This is a genomic window from Citrobacter sp. CK202 (assembly GCF_030333225.1).
GTDB classification, from domain to species: domain Bacteria; phylum Pseudomonadota; class Gammaproteobacteria; order Enterobacterales; family Enterobacteriaceae; genus Citrobacter_B; species Citrobacter_B koseri.
Genome location: NZ_JAOWGI010000019.1, coordinates 61,425 through 77,819, shown reverse-complemented (window position 1 = coordinate 77,819; position 16,395 = coordinate 61,425). Strand labels below are relative to the sequence as shown.

Below are 16,395 nucleotides of genomic sequence, written 5' to 3'. Positions count from 1 at the left end.
CCTTAACTCTGCGCGGCTTTACGGGGGATAAATTCATTGGCAACCGCTTCGCCTTGCTGATGCAGAGGCTGCGGCTGCGGAATTTCCGGGATGGCGACGTCCAGATGCGGGAACAGCAGTTCGCCCACGTTGTAGGCTTCTTCCAGATGCGGATAACCGGAGAGCACAAAACTGTCGATACCCAGCGCCGCGTACTCATTAATACGTGCGGCGACGGTCGGGCCATCACCCACCAGAGCGGTTCCCGCGCCGCCGCGCACCAGCCCGACGCCTGCCCACAAGTTAGGGCTGATCTCCAGTTGATCACGCTTACCGTTATGCAGCGCGGCCATCCGGTGCTGACCGACAGAATCCGTTCTGGCGAATGCGGCTTGTGCTTTGGCGATCGTATCGTCATCCAGGTGAGCAATCAGGCGATCGGCCGCACGCCAGGCCTCTTCATTGGTTTCACGCACAATGACGTGCAGGCGGATGCCGAAACGGATTTTACGCCCGCGAGCCGCCGCTTTGGCGCGTACCTGTTCAATTTTCTCTTTTACCTGCGCAGGCGGTTCGCCCCAGGTGAGATAGAGATCGACCTGCTCAGCGGCGAGATCCTGTGCGACATCCGATGAACCGCCAAAATAGAGCGGTGGATACGGTTGCTGAATGGCAGGGAAGAACAGTTTTGCGCCACGAACATGAATATGTTTACCGTTGAAGTCCACCGTCTCGCCTTGCAGCAGGCGTCGCCATACCTGCGTAAACTCGGATGAGGCTTCATAGCGTTCGGTGTGGTCAAGGAAGACGCCGTCACCGGCCAGTTCCTGCGGATCGCTACCGGTAACCAGATTAAACAGCGCGCGGCCATTGGAGAGTCTGTCCAGCGTTGCGGCCTGACGGGCGGCAACCGTTGGCGACGTGACGCTTGGGCGCAGGGCGACCAGGAATTTCAGTCGCTGTGTGACCGGAATCATTGAGGCGGCAACCAGCCAGGCGTCTTCGCAGGAACGCCCGGTTGGGATCAATACGCCCGTAAAGCCCAGGCGGTCCGCCGTTTGCGCGATTTGTTGCAGGTAACAGTGATCGACCGGGCGCGAGCCTGCTTCGGTTCCCAGATAATGCCCGTCACCGTGGGTAGGTAAAAACCAGAACATATTCAGGCTCATAATTTTGCTCCTTCTTGTTGAGTGGGCTGCCAGATACGCTGGCGAATATCAATTTTTTTCGGCACCAGACGGTTGTCGTAAAACAGATCGGCGGTTTGCTGCTGCAAGGTTGCGACAGAGGCGCTCACCGGCGTAATGGTGGTTGGCGGGCGATGATCCAGATAGGTGGCAATCACCGGTTCAGGCAATCCCATCGTTTTTGCCAGCAGGGTGATACTTTGTTCACGCTGGCTTATCGTTAACGCATCGGCCTGGCTGAAGGTGTCCAGAACGCCCTGAATGAAGCTGCCGTTCTTTTCGGCATAAGGGCGCGCCGCCAGATAGAACGAACCGGTTTGTTTCAGGTCGGTCCCGTCTTTCAGGACGCGAACGCCACCCTGCAACAGCGCAGCGGAATAGTAAGGGTCCCAGATTGCCCACGCATCGACATTCCCTTGCTGGAACGCGGCGCGGGCGTCTGCTGGCGTCAGGTATGTGGCCTGGATATCGGTAAATTTAAGTCCGGCCTGTTGCAGTGCGCGCAACAGCAGATTGTGCGAACTGGAACCTTTCTGGAAGGCGACTTTGTGTCCTTTCAGATCCGCGACGGTTTTTATCGGACTGTTTTCAGGGACGAGAATGACCTCGGCTTTTGGTTTGGGAGGCTCAACGCCAACATAAACCAGGTCCGCCCCGGCAGCCTGCGCAAAAATAGGGGGGATATCGCCGGTACTGCCGAGATCGATACTGCCGACATTCAATGCCTCCAGCATTTGCGGGCCCGCCGGGAACTCAACCCAGGAGATTTTGGTTTGCGGGTAACGCTTCTCCAGCAGTTGGTGGCTTTTCGCCAGCACCATACTGATGCTGCCTTTCTGATAGCCGATGCGCAGTGCGTCAGGCGCTGACTCTGCCGCGTGTGACCAGGCCGAAAGCGAGAGTAATCCGGCCAGCGCCAGCCATTGAGGACGATGTCTGAAAAATTTAAACATGGGCAACGCCTCGTGGTGAATGAATGACGGGAACCGGCACATCGCGGCGGTGCAACGCTTGCCAGAATGTTTCAAGCGCGCTGTCAAGGCGATGTTGTAAGTTAGGGGTGAACTGCGGTTTATGCTGGTAATCAATCACCTGGGAATCGTCGGCAAACACGCCGTGCAGGATCTCTTGTGCTTTCAGCGCGCTCAGCACCGGCTTGAGCGCGTAGTCAACGGCCAGTAAATGGGCGACAGTACCGCCGGTTGCCAGCGGTAATACGGCTTTGCCTTCCAGCGCTCGTTCAGGAAGCAGGTCGAGCAACGTTTTTAACGCCCCGGAATAGGCGGCTTTATAAACCGGCGTTGCGACGATCAGTCCGTCTGCATCCTGTAATTGTTCAATAAATGTTTTTAACGCCGGGCTGTCGAAACGCGCATATAGCAAGTCTTCGGGGTCAAAGTTATGCAAATTCCAGTGGCTGACTTCGACGTCCAGACTGTTCAGTTTTTCCCGGGAATATTCCAGTAACGCACTGGAACGAGAGGGAAAGCGTGGGCTTCCCGCCAGAGTGATGACGCGCATAATCTCAATCTCCCCTTATAACTAATTATTCTATTTTCATTAACATTGATAACAATTTGTGCAGTCTGACAGAGAGATTTTGTTTACCGAAATGATTTATGCGGGATAGAAAAGTTGGAAATTGAATAAAAAGAGGACAACAAGGAAAACGATTGCTATTTATTGCCGCAAGTCAATTCCCTTTTTGCTGGATATCGCACATAATACGCCCCCGGTCTGCACACCGGGAATCTAGGAGAGTTCATGTACTACCCCTTCGTTCGTAAAGCCCTTTTTCAGCTCGATCCAGAGCGCGCTCATGAATTTACGTTTCAGCAATTACGCCGTGTAACAGGCACGCCGCTGGAAGCGCTTGTCCGACAGAAAGTCCCTGCGAAGCCAGTAAGCTGCATGGGGCTGACATTTAAGAATCCGCTCGGCCTTGCTGCGGGTCTGGATAAGGACGGAGAGTGCATCGATGCTCTGGGCGCAATGGGATTCGGATCGATTGAGATCGGAACCGTGACGCCGCGCCCTCAGCCTGGTAACGATAAGCCGCGCCTTTTCCGCCTGGTTGATGCCGAAGGGTTGATCAACCGGATGGGCTTTAATAATTTGGGCGTTGATAACCTGGTAGAGAATGTCAAAAAAGCGCATTTCGACGGTATCCTCGGAATTAATATCGGCAAAAATAAAGATACGCCGGTAGAGAATGGCAAAGATGACTATCTGATTTGTATGGAAAAAATCTATGCATATGCCGGTTATATCGCCATTAATATCTCTTCGCCAAATACCCCAGGGTTACGTACGCTACAATATGGCGAGGCGCTGGATGATTTGCTGACGGCAATTAAAAATAAGCAAAATGATCTCCAGACGATCCACCATAAATATGTTCCGATCGCGGTAAAGATCGCCCCGGATCTTTCTGAGGACGAATTGATCCAGGTGGCCGACAGTTTAGTTCGCCATAATATTGATGGTGTGATTGCGACAAATACGACGCTCGATCGTTCTCTGGTTCAGGGAATGAAAAATTGCGATGAAACGGGTGGTTTAAGCGGTCGACCATTACAGTTAAAAAGTACAGAAATTATTCGCAGACTGTCCCAGGAATTGAAAGGACAGTTACCGATTATTGGCGTCGGCGGGATAGATTCTGTCATCGCGGCGCGTGAGAAGATGGCTGCTGGCGCTACGCTGGTACAAATTTATTCCGGCTTTATTTTTAAAGGCCCGCAACTGATTAAAGAAATCGTTACCCATATTTGATTCTTTTCTCTCATTATCAGACAACCAGGGCTTTATTTCCGGCCCTGGTTGTTTTATATTCCTTCATTGTTGCTTATTTAAACATTTTAGGCTTTGCTTATTAAGGTAATAAACGAAGCGGTGAAAAAGGACATTTTTGCAACAGGGTGATGGAAACGGGAGAGAGTACAATGCGAATTAAACCTGACGATAACTGGCGCTGGTATTATGATGAAGAGCATGACCGAATGATGCTCGATTTAGCCAATGGCATGTTATTTCGCTCGCGCTTTGCTCGCAAAATGCTCACGCCGGATGCATTTTCGCCGTCTGGTTTTTGTGTCGATGACGCCGCGCTCTATTTCTCTTTTGAAGAAAAATGTCGCGATCTCGAATTATCGAAAGAACAAAAAGCGGAACTGGTGCTCAATGCGCTGGTGGCGATCCGTTATCTGAAACCACAGATGCCAAAAAGCTGGCATTTTGTCGCACACGGCGAGATCTGGACGCCAACGGTGGGTGATGCCGCCTGCGTGTGGCTTAGCGATACCGAAGAGCAGGTGAATTTACTGGTGGTTGAGCCGGGTGAAAACGCGGCGCTGTGCCTGCTGGCCCAGCCCGGTGTCGTCGTGGCTGGACGCACTATGCAGCTTGGCGATGCGATTAAGATCATGAACGACAGACTGAAGCCGCAACAGCGACTCGCCAGCTTCAGCCTTGAACAAGCGGTTTAATTTCCCAGCCTGAGTGCGGTTTTTGGCACGCAGCTACAGCTAAGAATCGTTCCGTCATCGTTAATCGCTGATTTTTTCAGCGGACTCACTTCGCCTTCCAGCAGCGTTATCCGGCAACTGCCGCAGATCCCGGCCCGACATGAATAAGGGATGCGGATACCCTGATTCTCCAGTTGTTCAAGCAGCACCTGTTGGTTATTCCCACGAAAGGTTTGCCCCTGCCAGTCGATAGTGACTGTTGTATCAGGCTGTTTTTCCGGCGCCACCGCATCATCAGAATTTGCGGCGCCATAAGGTTTGGCGGGGGCGGTTGCGAGAATGTCAACCTCATCGCCTACGCGAATGACGCCGCTGTTACGCGCAATCAGGTTCTGCCCGAAATCAACATCGCCGTTGTCCTGCGCCGTGCGAAAGGTTTGCAAGGTTGCCAGCGGCTCACCCGTTGGGTGTTTTTGCCCTTTCTCAGGGCTGACGGTGGTGAAAATACAACGGCTGCACGGTTTTGCGACATCAAAGATGACGTCGCCGATACGAATGACTTTCCAGGTGTCTTCTTCCCAGGGCGCCGCGCCGGAAACGACCAGATTGGGACGAAACTGTTCGATTTTCACGCCAGCCGGGCAACGCTGCTGTAAGTCGCGCAGTGAGGCTTCGTTGGCCAGCAGAAAGGGATAACCATCGGCAAATGACAACGGCACGTCGTCGCGGCGTTTGACTCTACGCGTAAGTTGGGGGCCGACCCAGCGTAATTGCACGTCACGGGAAAAGAATCCGCTTAACCACTGATTTATCGCGTCCGGGGCGATACGGGCAGTAAAATGGTTTCCCCAGACTTCGGTTGGCGCATCCTGCGCGGCGAAATCAGCAAAGCGCACCACCACGCTGCTGCCATCCGGGGCGCTAAGATGTAATCCGTCGTGTAGCGGAGAAGGCGTAAAGCGCACCATTTGCGGAAACTGGCGGGCGGTAATAAAGGTGCCATCAGGTTCAGTAACCATAAAGATACGATCGAAAGCCAGGCCACTGATGTCTGCCAGCGCATGCGTCAGGCCGATGCCGCGCATCGATTTGACCGGATGAATAAAAAGCCGGGTTAACGTCACCACTGTACAGCCCTCGAACGAAAATAAGCTTTCAATCTTATGACATGAGCGCCAGATTAGCTATATAAGCCCCATCCTTCACGCTTGTCGCTGCGAGGCAACGCGAAAGATTTTGTGTATAATGCGCAGCAATTTTCTTAGAGTAAAAGTGACAATATGAATTCTCTGTTTGCCAGTACGGCCCGCGGGCTGGAAGAGCTGTTAAAAACTGAACTTGAAAACCTGGGCGCTGCGGATTGCCAGGTGGTTCAGGGTGGTGTCCATTTTCAGGGCGACACGCGGCTTGTGTACCAGAGTTTAATGTGGAGCCGCCTGGCCTCGCGCATTATGCTGCCGATGGGAGAGTGCAAGGTCTACAGCGATTTAGACCTGTACCTCGGCGTGCAGGCAATCAACTGGACAGAGATTTTTAATCCAGACGCCACCTTTGCCGTGCATTTTAGTGGGCTGAACGACACCATTCGCAACAGCCAGTATGGTGCAATGAAAGTAAAGGATGCGATTGTTGATGCGTTCACGCGTAAAAACCTGCCGCGTCCTAATGTCGATCGTGAATCTCCAGATATTCGCGTTAACGTCTGGCTGAACAAAGACACTGCCAGCATTGCCCTCGATCTGAGCGGCGATGGTCTGCACCTGCGCGGCTATCGCGATCGTACCGGTCTGGCGCCAATTAAAGAGACGCTGGCGGCGGCCATCGTGATGCGTTCCGGCTGGCAGCCGGGAACGCCGCTGCTCGACCCGATGTGTGGTTCCGGTACGCTGCTGATCGAGGCCGCAATGTGGGCGACCGATCGCGCGCCGGGTCTGCATCGTGGTCACTGGGGCTTTAGCGGCTGGGCGCAGCATGATGAGGCTATCTGGCAGGAAGTCAAAGCAGAAGCGCAAACCCGCGCCCGTAAAGGGCTTGCGGAATATAGCTCGCATTTTTATGGTTCTGACAGCGATGCCCGCGTGATTGAACGTGCGCGCAGCAACGCCCGTCGCGCAGGCATCGGTGAGTTGATTACCTTCGAGGTAAAAGATGTCGCCCAACTGAGCAACCCGCTGCCGAAAGGGCCGTACGGTACGGTAATCAGCAACCCGCCGTATGGTGAGCGTCTGGACAGCGAACCGGCGCTGATTGCGCTGCACAGCCTGCTGGGGCGCACCATGAAAAATCAGTTCGGCGGCTGGAGCCTGTCGCTGTTCAGCGCCTCGCCGGATCTGCTGAACTGCCTGCAACTGCGCGCGGATAAGCAATTCAAAGCCAAAAACGGCCCGCTGGACTGCGTGCAGAAAAACTATCATCTGGCGGAAAAAACGCCAGACAGCAAGCCTGCGACGGTGGCGGAAGATTACGCCAACCGCCTGCGAAAAAATATTAAGAAGCTGGAGAAATGGGCGCGCCAGGAAGGGATCGAATGCTATCGCCTGTATGATGCCGATCTGCCGGAATACAATGTGGCGGTCGATCGCTACGGCGAGTGGGTGGTGATTCAGGAATATGCGCCGCCGAAAACGGTTGATGCGCAGAAAGCGCGTCAGCGTCTGTTCGACATCATCGCCGCCACGCTGTTGGTACTGGAGATTGCGCCGAATAAACTGGTGTTAAAAACTCGTGAGCGCCAGAAAGGCAAAAGCCAGTATCAAAAGATGAACGAGAAAGGTGAGTTCATTGAAGTCAGCGAATATAACGCGCGTTTATGGGTTAACCTGACCGACTATCTTGATACCGGTCTGTTCCTCGATCACCGTATTGCGCGCCGGATGCTGGGTCAGATGAGCAAAGGCAAAGATTTCCTTAACCTGTTCTCCTATACCGGCAGCGCCAGCGTACATGCGGGGCTGGGCGGCGCACGCAGCACCACTACGGTGGACATGTCTCGTACCTATCTGGAGTGGGCTGAACGCAACCTGCGTCTGAACGGGCTGAGCGGCCGTGCGCACCGCCTGATTCAGGCCGACTGCCTGGGCTGGCTGCGTGAGGCGAATGAACAGTTCGATCTGATTTTTATCGATCCGCCGACGTTCTCCAACTCAAAACGGATGGACGAGTCGTTTGATGTGCAGCGCGATCACCTGGTGTTAATGAAAGATCTGAAACGTCTGCTGCGCAAAGGCGGCACGATCATGTTCTCCAACAACAAACGCGGATTCCGTATGGATCTGGACGGCCTGGCGGCGCTGGGACTGAAAGCACAAGAAATTACGCAAAAAACGCTTTCTCAGGACTTTGCCCGTAATCGTCAGATCCACAACTGCTGGCTGATTACCGCAGCCTGAAAGGAAAAGTAAATGTCATTAATCAGTATGCATGGCGCATGGCTGTCGTTTAGCGACGCGCCGCTTCTCGATAACGCAGAGCTGCATATCGAGGATAACGAACGCGTGTGCCTGGTGGGCCGTAATGGCGCCGGGAAGTCAACGCTGATGAAGATCCTCAACCGCGAACAGGGACTGGATGATGGACGCATCATTTATGAGCAGGATTTGATCGTCGCGCGTCTGCAACAGGATCCGCCGCGTAATGTCGAAGGCAGCGTTTATGATTTTGTTGCGGAAGGGATCGAGGAGCAGGCTGAATACCTGAAACGTTACCACGATATTTCCCGCCTGGTGATGACCGACCCCAGCGATAAAAATCTCAATGAGATGGCGCGGGTGCAGGAACAGCTCGACCACCACAACCTGTGGCAACTGGAAAACCGTATTAATGAAGTGCTGGCGCAGCTTGGGCTCGATCCTAACGCGGCGCTCTCTTCGCTTTCCGGCGGCTGGCTGCGTAAAGCGGCGCTGGGCAGGGCGTTGGTCAGCAACCCTCGCGTATTGTTGCTGGATGAGCCGACCAACCACCTGGATATTGAAACGATCGACTGGCTGGAAACGTTCCTGAAATCTTTCAACGGGACGATTATTTTCATTTCCCACGACCGTTCATTTATTCGCAATATGGCTACCCGCATCGTCGATCTCGATCGCGGCAAGCTGGTTTCTTATCCGGGAGATTACGATCAGTATCTGCTGGAGAAAGAAGAAGCCCTGCGCGTGGAAGAGTTACAGAATGCCGAGTTCGATCGCAAACTGGCGCAGGAAGAAGTCTGGATCCGCCAGGGTATTAAAGCGCGCCGTACCCGCAATGAAGGTCGCGTACGCGCCCTGAAAGCGATGCGCCGCGAGCGTAGCGAACGCCGTGAAGTGATGGGGACGGCGAAGATGCAGGTCGAAGAAGCGGCCCGCTCCGGTAAGATTGTTTTCGAAATGGAAAACGTCAGCTATCAGGTTGACGGCAAGCAGCTGGTAAACGATTTCTCCGCGCAGGTGCAGCGTGCCGACAAGATTGCTTTAATTGGCCCTAACGGCTGTGGGAAAACCACGTTGCTGAAACTGATGCTGGGCCAGCTTCAGGCGGACAGCGGACGTATTCATGTCGGCACGAAGCTGGAAGTGGCTTATTTCGATCAGCATCGCGCGGAACTGGATCCCGATAAAACCGTGATGGATAACCTTGCTGAAGGTAAGCAAGAGGTGCTGGTTAACGGTAAGCCGCGTCATGTGCTGGGCTATCTTCAGGACTTCCTGTTCCATCCTAAGCGCGCCATGACGCCGGTTCGCGCCCTGTCTGGCGGAGAACGTAACCGCCTCTTACTGGCGCGTTTATTCCTGAAACCCAGCAATTTGCTGATTCTCGATGAACCGACCAACGATCTGGACGTTGAAACGCTGGAACTGCTGGAAGAGTTGATTGACGGCTATCAGGGAACTGTCCTGCTGGTGAGCCATGACCGTCAGTTTGTGGATAACACCGTGACCGAGTGCTGGATCTTCGAGGGCGGCGGTAAGATTGGTCGCTATGTCGGCGGATATCATGATGCGCGTGGTCAGCAGGAACAGCATCTGGCGTTTAAACAACCCGTCGTCAAGAAAACTGAGGAAGTGGTTGCCCCGAAAGCAGAAATTGTAAAGCGCGGCAGTAACAAACTAAGCTATAAACTGCAACGCGAACTGGAACAGCTCCCCCAGTTACTGGAAGAGCTGGAGGCCAAACTGGAAGCGTTGCAGGCGCAGGTGGCGGATGCCGCCTTTTTCAGCCAACCGCATGATCATACGCAAAAAGTTCTGGCCGATTTGAGTCACGCAGAGCAGGAACTTGAACAAGCCTTTGAGCGCTGGGAGTATCTTGAAGCCTTGAAGAATGGCGCATAATTAAAGGAGCGCATATGTGCGAACATCATCATGCTGCGAAGCACATTTTATGCTCGCAATGTGACATGCTGGTGGCGTTACCCCACCTTGAGCATGGGCAGAAAGCGGCATGTCCAAGATGTGGCACAACGCTGACGACCGAGTGGGACGCGCCAAGGCAGCGTCCCACCGCCTATTCGTTAGTGGCGTTGTTTATGCTGCTGCTTTCCAATCTTTTCCCTTTCGTGAATATGAACGTCGCGGGTGTAAGGAGCGAAGTCTCGCTGCTTGAAATCCCCGGCGTCATGTTTTCGGAAAATTACGCCAGCCTTGGCACCTTCTTTTTGCTGTTTGTCCAGCTGGTTCCGGCTTTTTGCCTGGTGACGATATTATTGCTTGTGAATCGTGTCGAATTGCCGCTACGTGTAAAAAAGGTTCTGGCGCGCGTGTTGTTCCAGCTAAAAACCTGGGGAATGGCGGAGATCTTCCTCGCAGGCGTGCTGGTCAGTTTTGTTAAGCTGATGGCTTACGGGGATATCGGGGTTGGAAGCAGTTTTATTCCGTGGTGCTTTTTCTGCATCCTGCAATTACGCGCGTTTCAGTGCGTCGATCGCCGTTGGTTATGGGACGATATTACGCCGATGCCTGTGCTGGCGCAGCCGCTGAAACCTGGCGTTACCGGCATCCGCCAGGGACTGCGTTCCTGCTCCTGCTGTACGGCCATTCTCCCGGAAAATGAATTAGTGTGTCCGCGCTGTCATGCAAAGGGTCATGTGCGACGCAAAAACAGCCTGCAATGGACGCTGGCCCTGTTATTTACGTCGATCATGCTTTATCTGCCCGCGAATATCATGCCGATCATGATCACCGATTTACTGGGATCAAAGATGCCTTCTACGATCCTCGCCGGGGTCGTTTTGCTCTGGAGTGAAGGGTCTTATCCGGTGGCGGCGGTTATTTTTATTGCCAGTATTATGGTGCCAACGCTAAAAATGATTGCGATTGCCTGGCTGTGCTGGGATGCGAAAGGGCATGGCAAACGCGACAGTGAAAGAATGCACCTGATTTATGAGGTGGTGGAATTTGTTGGCCGTTGGTCAATGATTGATGTGTTTGTAATTGCCGTACTCTCTGCGCTGGTGCGCATGGGGGGGTTAATGAATATTTATCCAGCGATGGGTGCATTGATGTTTGCTTTAGTCGTCATTATGACAATGTTTTCTGCGATGACCTTTGATCCGCGTCTGTCGTGGGATCGTGAACCTGAACCAGGCCATGAGGAGTCCTGACAGTATGGAATCTAAAAATGGGGAAGCCAAAGTGCAGAAGGTAAAAAACTGGTCTCCCGTGTGGATATTCCCTATCGTCACTGCGCTGATTGGGGCATGGGTGCTGTTTTATCACTACAGCCATCAGGGGCCTGAAGTCACCTTGATCACCACGAATGCCGAAGGTATTGAAGGCGGTAAGACCACCATCAAGAGCCGTAGCGTGGATGTGGGGGTGGTGGAAAGCGCGACGCTGACCGACGATCTTACGCATGTAGAGATCAAGGCCAGACTGCATTCCGGCATGGAAAAACTGCTGCACAAAGATTCGGTCTTTTGGGTAGTGAAACCGCAGGTCGGGCGTGAAGGGATCAGCGGCTTAGGCACGTTGCTGTCCGGGGCATATATTGAGTTGCAGCCGGGGACGAAAGGTAACAGGCTGGAGGATTACCAGTTGCTGGATTCCCCACCTCTGGCGCCGCCAGATGCGAAAGGCATTCGCGTTATTCTTGACAGCAAAAAAGCCGGGCAGCTCAGTCCGGGCGATCCGGTGCTTTTCCGTGGTTACCGCGTTGGCTCGGTTGAAACCAGCACCTTCGATCCGCAAAAGCGCTCCATCAGCTATCAACTCTTCATTAATGCGCCAAACGATCGCCTGGTGACCAGCAACGTCCGTTTCTGGAAGGACAGCGGTATCGCGGTGGATCTGACTTCTGCCGGTATGCGGGTTGAAATGGGATCGCTAAGCACGTTGTTTGGCGGTGGCGTGAGCTTTGACGTGCCGGAAGGGCTTGAACTGGGGCAGCCGGTTGCGGAAAAAACCGCTTTCAGCCTGTATGACGATCAGCGAAGCATTCAGGATTCGCTGTATACCGACCACATCGACTATCTGATGTTCTTCAAAGATTCGATTCGCGGCCTGCAACCGGGCGCACCGCTGGAGTTCCGCGGGATTCGCCTGGGTACGGTCAGCAAAGTGCCTTTCTTTGCGCCGAATATGCGTCAGGTGTTTAACACTGACTACCGTATTCCGGTGCTGGTACGCATTGAGCCGGAACGCCTGAAAGCACAATTGGGTGAAGAGACGGATGTCGGCGCGCATCTGGCCGAACTGCTCAAACGCGGCCTGCGCGGTTCACTGAAAACGGGCAATCTGGTGACCGGCGCGCTGTATGTTGATCTGGACTTCTATCCGAAAGAGCCGCCAATTACGGGCATTCATGAGTTTAACGGTTATCAGATCATCCCGACGGTAAGCGGTGGTCTGGCGCAAATCCAGCAGCGTCTGATGGAAGCGCTGGATAAAATTAATAACCTGCCGCTGAACCCGATGATTCAACAGGCGACCAATACGCTGTCGGAAAGCCAGCGGACGATGAAGCATCTGCAAACCACGCTGGATAATATGAACAAGATTACCTCCAGCCAGTCGATGCAGCAGCTTCCGGCGGATATGCAGAACACCTTGCGCGAACTGAACCGCAGCATGCAGGGCTTCCAGCCAGGCTCTGCGGCGTATAACAAGATGGTGGCGGATATGCAGCGTCTTGATCAGGTTCTCCGTGAACTGCAACCGGTATTGAAAACGCTGAACGAAAAGAGCAACGCGCTGGTATTTGAAGCGAAGGACAAGAAAGATCCAGAGCCGAAGAGGGCGAAACAATGAAAAAGTGGCTAGTGGTGATGATGGCGTTCTGGTTAACGTCATGTAGCAGTAGCGGAGAAAACAAGAGCTACTACCAGCTACCCGTCGCGCAAGGGGGCGTACAGAGTACGGCAAGCCAGGGAAACCGCTTATTGTGGGTGGAACAGGTTTCGGTGCCGGACTACCTGGCGGGCAACGGCGTGGTGTATCAAACCAGTGATGTGCAGTACGTGATTGCGAGTAACAATCTTTGGGCCAGCCCGCTGGACCAGCAGTTGCGCAATACGCTGGTGGCGAATCTGAGCGCCCAGCTTCCGGGCTGGGTGGTTGCCTCACAGCCGCTGGGCAGCGTGCAGGATACGCTTAACGTGACGGTGACGGGATTTCATGGCCGTTATGATGGCAAAGTTATCGTAAGCGGGGAGTGGCTGCTGAACCATCAGGGGCAGTTGATTAAGCGCCCATTCCACATCGAAACCGCGCAGCAGCAGGACGGGTATGACGAAATGGTCAAGGTGCTGGCAGCCGCCTGGAATCAGGAAGCCGCCGCTATCGCTCAGGCGCTGAAGCAAATACCATAAGTTAAAAATATTGTAAATTTAACCGCTTTCGGCACGTCGCCGGGGGCGGTTTTTTTGTTTTTCTGCCTGGTGAAAATAGCTGTTCTGGCTCACAATTTTTGTACAAATGATTTATTGAGTAGCTCACAAATATGACAATGGCGTGAATTTTGCGCATTGACGGGACAACTTTTTCGCGGTATTCGTTTACTGTGATTGCACATTTCGTAATCACTGTTTTCTTTTCCACCAGACATGAAGATGAGGGAAACGAGGCATGAAGAGACAAAAACGAGATCGCCTGGAACGGGCACATCAACGTGGATATCAGGCCGGCATTGCCGGACGCTCAAAAGAAATGTGTCCCTATCAGACGCTGAATCAGAGGTCGCACTGGCTGGGAGGTTGGCGAGAAGCCATGGCGGACAGGGTAGTAATGGCCTGATTCTGTCTCTTTAGAAAAAAGAAACCTCCGCAGTGCGGAGGTTTCGCCTTTTTACAGGCAGGTCAGATAACGTGGTTATGCTGCCATCCGGCAATGACGCCACGCTTATGGCAACGCTTATCAGACCTGGAAATATCTGCGATTAGAACGCTGACGTGTCCTGGAACAGACCTACTTTCAGGTCGTTGGCGGTGTAGATCAGACGGCCATCAACCAGAACTTCGCCATCCGCCAGACCCATGATCAGACGACGGTTAACGATACGTTTGAAGTGAATACGGTAGGTCACTTTCTTCGCGCTTGGCAGAACCTGACCAGTAAATTTCACTTCACCTACGCCCAGCGCACGGCCTTTACCTTCGCCGCCCAGCCAGCCGAGATAGAATCCAACCAACTGCCACATTGCGTCCAGACCCAGGCAGCCCGGCATAACCGGATCGCCGATAAAGTGGCATCCGAAGAACCAGAGATCTGGATTGATATCCAGCTCAGCTTCAACATAACCTTTGTCGAAGTTACCGCCAGTCTCTGTCATTTTGATGACACGGTCCATCATCAGCATGTTTGGTGCCGGCAGTTGTGGGCCTTTAGCGCCAAACAGTTCACCGCGACCAGAGGCAAGAAGGTCTTCTTTTGTATAGGATTCGCGTTTATCTACCATGTTCTCTGTAAGCCTTATTTTATTGAAGCACGCAGGATAGCTAACACGTGTACGCTGAACAAGTCCGATCAGTTCGGTATAAACCAGTTTAGCCAACGTAGCGGCCAGGGAAAACGATGACGTCCTTCCTGTTGTGTAGCCTGGGCAATACGTTCCTGGATGGTCTGCATCAATGTTGTCTGACCTTCGCCATCCCACACCAGATTAAGCAGAAGCGGCAGTGCGTCTGTTACGTCGTCTACCGCCCAGATGCTGAATTTCTCTTCTTCCACGGCCTGCAACAGCGCAGGCTGGAGGCTGAGGTGTCTCACGTTAGCCGCCGGAATAATAACGCCTTGTTTACCCGTCAGTTCACGCTGCTGACAAATTGTGAAAAAGCCTTCAATTTTTTCGTTCAGGCCGCCAACAGGCTGGGCGCGTCCAAACTGATCGACGGAACCGGTAATCGCGATATTTTGATTTACCGGCACATTGGACAGAGCGCTGATCAATGCACACAGTTCTGCCATTGAGGCGCTGTCGCCATCCACTTCACTATAGGACTGTTCAAAGGTCAGCGAGGCGGAGAATGGGATTTGCTGTTCAAGCTGTAGTTCCGACATCAGGAAAGCCTGCATGATCATCATCCCCTTGGCATGAATGTTACCGCCAAGCTCGGCTTTTCGCTCGATGTCCGTGAATTCACCGTCGCCAATATGAACGACGCAGCTGATACGTGAAGGCTCGCCAAACGCGCGCGGATGGCCGGGAAATTCAATGACGGAAAGGGCGTTAATCTGACCAATGCGCTCGCCTTCCGTTTCAATCAGGATCTGCTCTTGCAGGATTTCGTCCTGCATGCGCTCCGCAAGATAGCCTTCACGCCATTCGCGTTGGGCAAGCATCAGGGCGAGCTGTTCGGCGCTGCATGTCCCGTCCTGGCACAACGGTGCAGCTTCTCTGAACTGGCGGGAAATCCATAGCGGACACAGTGGAAGCGTGTCCTGTTCTCCCGTGTAGCGAACGGCTTCGCGTACCAGCACTTGCCAGGCATCAGGCGTTGGCGCTGGCAGATTATTGCGTTTAAGCGTGTGCTGAACCCACTGACACCACTGGGTCATGGTTTCGGCATCCACTATTTGCAGATTATCTTCAAATTCGCTGTAAATCGCCTGTTCAGCCAGTTCCGGCTCCATCTCTTGGAAGTCGGCTAACGATTCACGTTCGCCGACCAACACGACTTTCAGCTTGAGCGGCATAGACGGCACAGAGACCGGCAACGGACGCGACTCGTCAAACGCGACCCAGTCGAATCGGTTATGGCTGACAATCGCCTTCAGACGCATCCACAGCAACGGCTGCGCCAGAAGGGTGCGTAAGGAAATCACCAGAACGCCGCCGTTAGCCTGATGTACCAGACCCGGTTGCAGCGTAATTTCGCCGTTAAACTGGCGCAGACAGCCAAACAGCTGTTCGGCTTCAACCCAGTCAGCGCTGACAACCTGCGCCGACGTGGCAAAATTGTCTTCTGCTTTTTCTGCTACGCGATAACGGATAGTGTGGCCCGAAATTTCGTAATGGCCCCCGGTCAGCTGACCGGCATCGGCTTGCAACGTTCTGGCCGCATCAGAAAGGAGAGTGAGATACTCGGGCTCTTCCGGCGCTTTCGCCAGCATAAAAGAGGACGACGCCCAGGGCTGGAGAAGTTGTTCCAGCGCAAATTGCAGTCGCGGTTGAGTATCGCTGAGTAGGGTGGCGCTTTCGTCAGTAAAGTGTGGCTGTGCAAATATTTCCTGATAACTGTCGGTATCAGGAACCAGATCACGCCATGCAAGTTTCGTAATGGTCAAAGTTGAGGTTTTTTAGTCTGTTGTAAAAAACGCGATTATACCGTAACAGGCAACGCTGCACACGCG

Annotated in this window: 14 protein-coding genes; 8 read left to right on the top strand and 6 right to left on the bottom strand. The window is 53.4% G+C overall.

Annotated elements, in window-relative coordinates:
- Positions 1 to 2 precede the first annotated feature (2 nt).
- From ssuD to ssuE, 3 genes are read right to left on the bottom strand one after another with little or no spacing between them, the layout of a single operon-like run.
- Complete coding sequence (gene ssuD, locus OGX84_RS03425) at positions 3 to 1,148, bottom strand: FMNH2-dependent alkanesulfonate monooxygenase (RefSeq protein WP_286457379.1); 1,146 nt, start codon at positions 1,146 to 1,148, stop codon at positions 3 to 5.
- On the bottom strand, positions 1,145 to 2,119 hold the full coding sequence (locus OGX84_RS03420) for a sulfonate ABC transporter substrate-binding protein (RefSeq protein WP_012132981.1): 975 nt from the start codon (positions 2,117 to 2,119) through the stop codon (positions 1,145 to 1,147). Before OGX84_RS03420 ends, ssuD begins: the two co-directional genes overlap by 4 nt.
- Positions 2,112 to 2,687 carry an NADPH-dependent FMN reductase gene (gene ssuE / locus OGX84_RS03415; protein WP_012132980.1) on the bottom strand — a complete coding sequence of 192 codons (576 nt, stop codon included), beginning with the start codon at positions 2,685 to 2,687 and terminating at the stop codon, positions 2,112 to 2,114. The genes OGX84_RS03420 and ssuE overlap by 8 nt, the downstream gene beginning before the upstream one ends.
- A gap of 243 nt (positions 2,688 to 2,930) precedes the next feature.
- On the opposite strand from ssuE, the gene pyrD reads away from it, so the two are divergent.
- The gene (pyrD, locus tag OGX84_RS03410; RefSeq protein WP_049009865.1) at positions 2,931 to 3,941 is read left to right on the top strand and encodes a quinone-dependent dihydroorotate dehydrogenase; all 1,011 of its coding nucleotides are present in this window, start codon (positions 2,931 to 2,933) and stop codon (positions 3,939 to 3,941) included.
- Between the two features lie 170 nt (positions 3,942 to 4,111).
- The gene (gene zapC, locus OGX84_RS03405) at positions 4,112 to 4,654 is read left to right on the top strand and encodes a cell division protein ZapC (protein ID WP_024130474.1); all 543 of its coding nucleotides are present in this window, start codon (positions 4,112 to 4,114) and stop codon (positions 4,652 to 4,654) included.
- Here zapC and OGX84_RS03400 read toward each other — a convergent pair.
- Complete coding sequence (locus OGX84_RS03400; RefSeq protein WP_049009867.1) at positions 4,651 to 5,760, bottom strand: YcbX family protein; 1,110 nt, start codon at positions 5,758 to 5,760, stop codon at positions 4,651 to 4,653. The two genes, zapC and OGX84_RS03400, sit on opposite strands and share 4 nt — an antisense overlap.
- A gap of 153 nt (positions 5,761 to 5,913) precedes the next feature.
- Here OGX84_RS03400 and rlmKL point away from each other — a divergent pair, with 153 nt between their 5' ends.
- From rlmKL to rmf, 6 genes are all read left to right on the top strand, one after another.
- Complete coding sequence (rlmKL, locus tag OGX84_RS03395; protein ID WP_012132976.1) at positions 5,914 to 8,022, top strand: bifunctional 23S rRNA (guanine(2069)-N(7))-methyltransferase RlmK/23S rRNA (guanine(2445)-N(2))-methyltransferase RlmL; 2,109 nt, start codon at positions 5,914 to 5,916, stop codon at positions 8,020 to 8,022.
- A gap of 12 nt (positions 8,023 to 8,034) precedes the next feature.
- On the top strand, positions 8,035 to 9,942 hold the full coding sequence (locus OGX84_RS03390) for an ABC transporter ATP-binding protein (RefSeq protein ID WP_024130472.1): 1,908 nt from the start codon (positions 8,035 to 8,037) through the stop codon (positions 9,940 to 9,942).
- 14 nt (positions 9,943 to 9,956) lie between these two features.
- Complete coding sequence (pqiA, locus tag OGX84_RS03385) at positions 9,957 to 11,210, top strand: membrane integrity-associated transporter subunit PqiA (RefSeq protein WP_112002298.1); 1,254 nt, start codon at positions 9,957 to 9,959, stop codon at positions 11,208 to 11,210.
- Between the two features lie 4 nt (positions 11,211 to 11,214).
- A complete protein-coding gene (pqiB, locus tag OGX84_RS03380) occupies positions 11,215 to 12,855 on the top strand; it encodes an intermembrane transport protein PqiB (RefSeq protein WP_047457720.1) in 1,641 nt (546 codons plus the stop codon).
- On the top strand, positions 12,852 to 13,415 hold the full coding sequence (gene pqiC / locus OGX84_RS03375; RefSeq protein ID WP_012132972.1) for a membrane integrity-associated transporter subunit PqiC: 564 nt from the start codon (positions 12,852 to 12,854) through the stop codon (positions 13,413 to 13,415). Before pqiB ends, pqiC begins: the two co-directional genes overlap by 4 nt.
- 256 nt (positions 13,416 to 13,671) lie before the next feature.
- Positions 13,672 to 13,839: a ribosome modulation factor gene (rmf, locus tag OGX84_RS03370; RefSeq protein ID WP_012905338.1), complete on the top strand. Its 168-nt coding sequence runs from the start codon at positions 13,672 to 13,674 to the stop codon at positions 13,837 to 13,839.
- A gap of 142 nt (positions 13,840 to 13,981) precedes the next feature.
- Here the strand turns inward: rmf and fabA are convergent, their stop codons facing one another.
- Together fabA and OGX84_RS03360 are read right to left on the bottom strand one after the other, a co-directional pair.
- Entirely contained in the window at positions 13,982 to 14,500 is a 519-nt protein-coding gene (fabA, locus tag OGX84_RS03365; RefSeq protein WP_012132970.1) for a bifunctional 3-hydroxydecanoyl-ACP dehydratase/trans-2-decenoyl-ACP isomerase, read from the bottom strand.
- Positions 14,501 to 14,568: 68 nt separating this feature from the next.
- Positions 14,569 to 16,329, bottom strand: coding sequence for an AAA family ATPase (locus tag OGX84_RS03360; RefSeq protein WP_112002297.1), 1,761 nt, complete (start codon positions 16,327 to 16,329; stop codon positions 14,569 to 14,571).
- Positions 16,330 to 16,395: the final 66 nt, after the last annotated feature.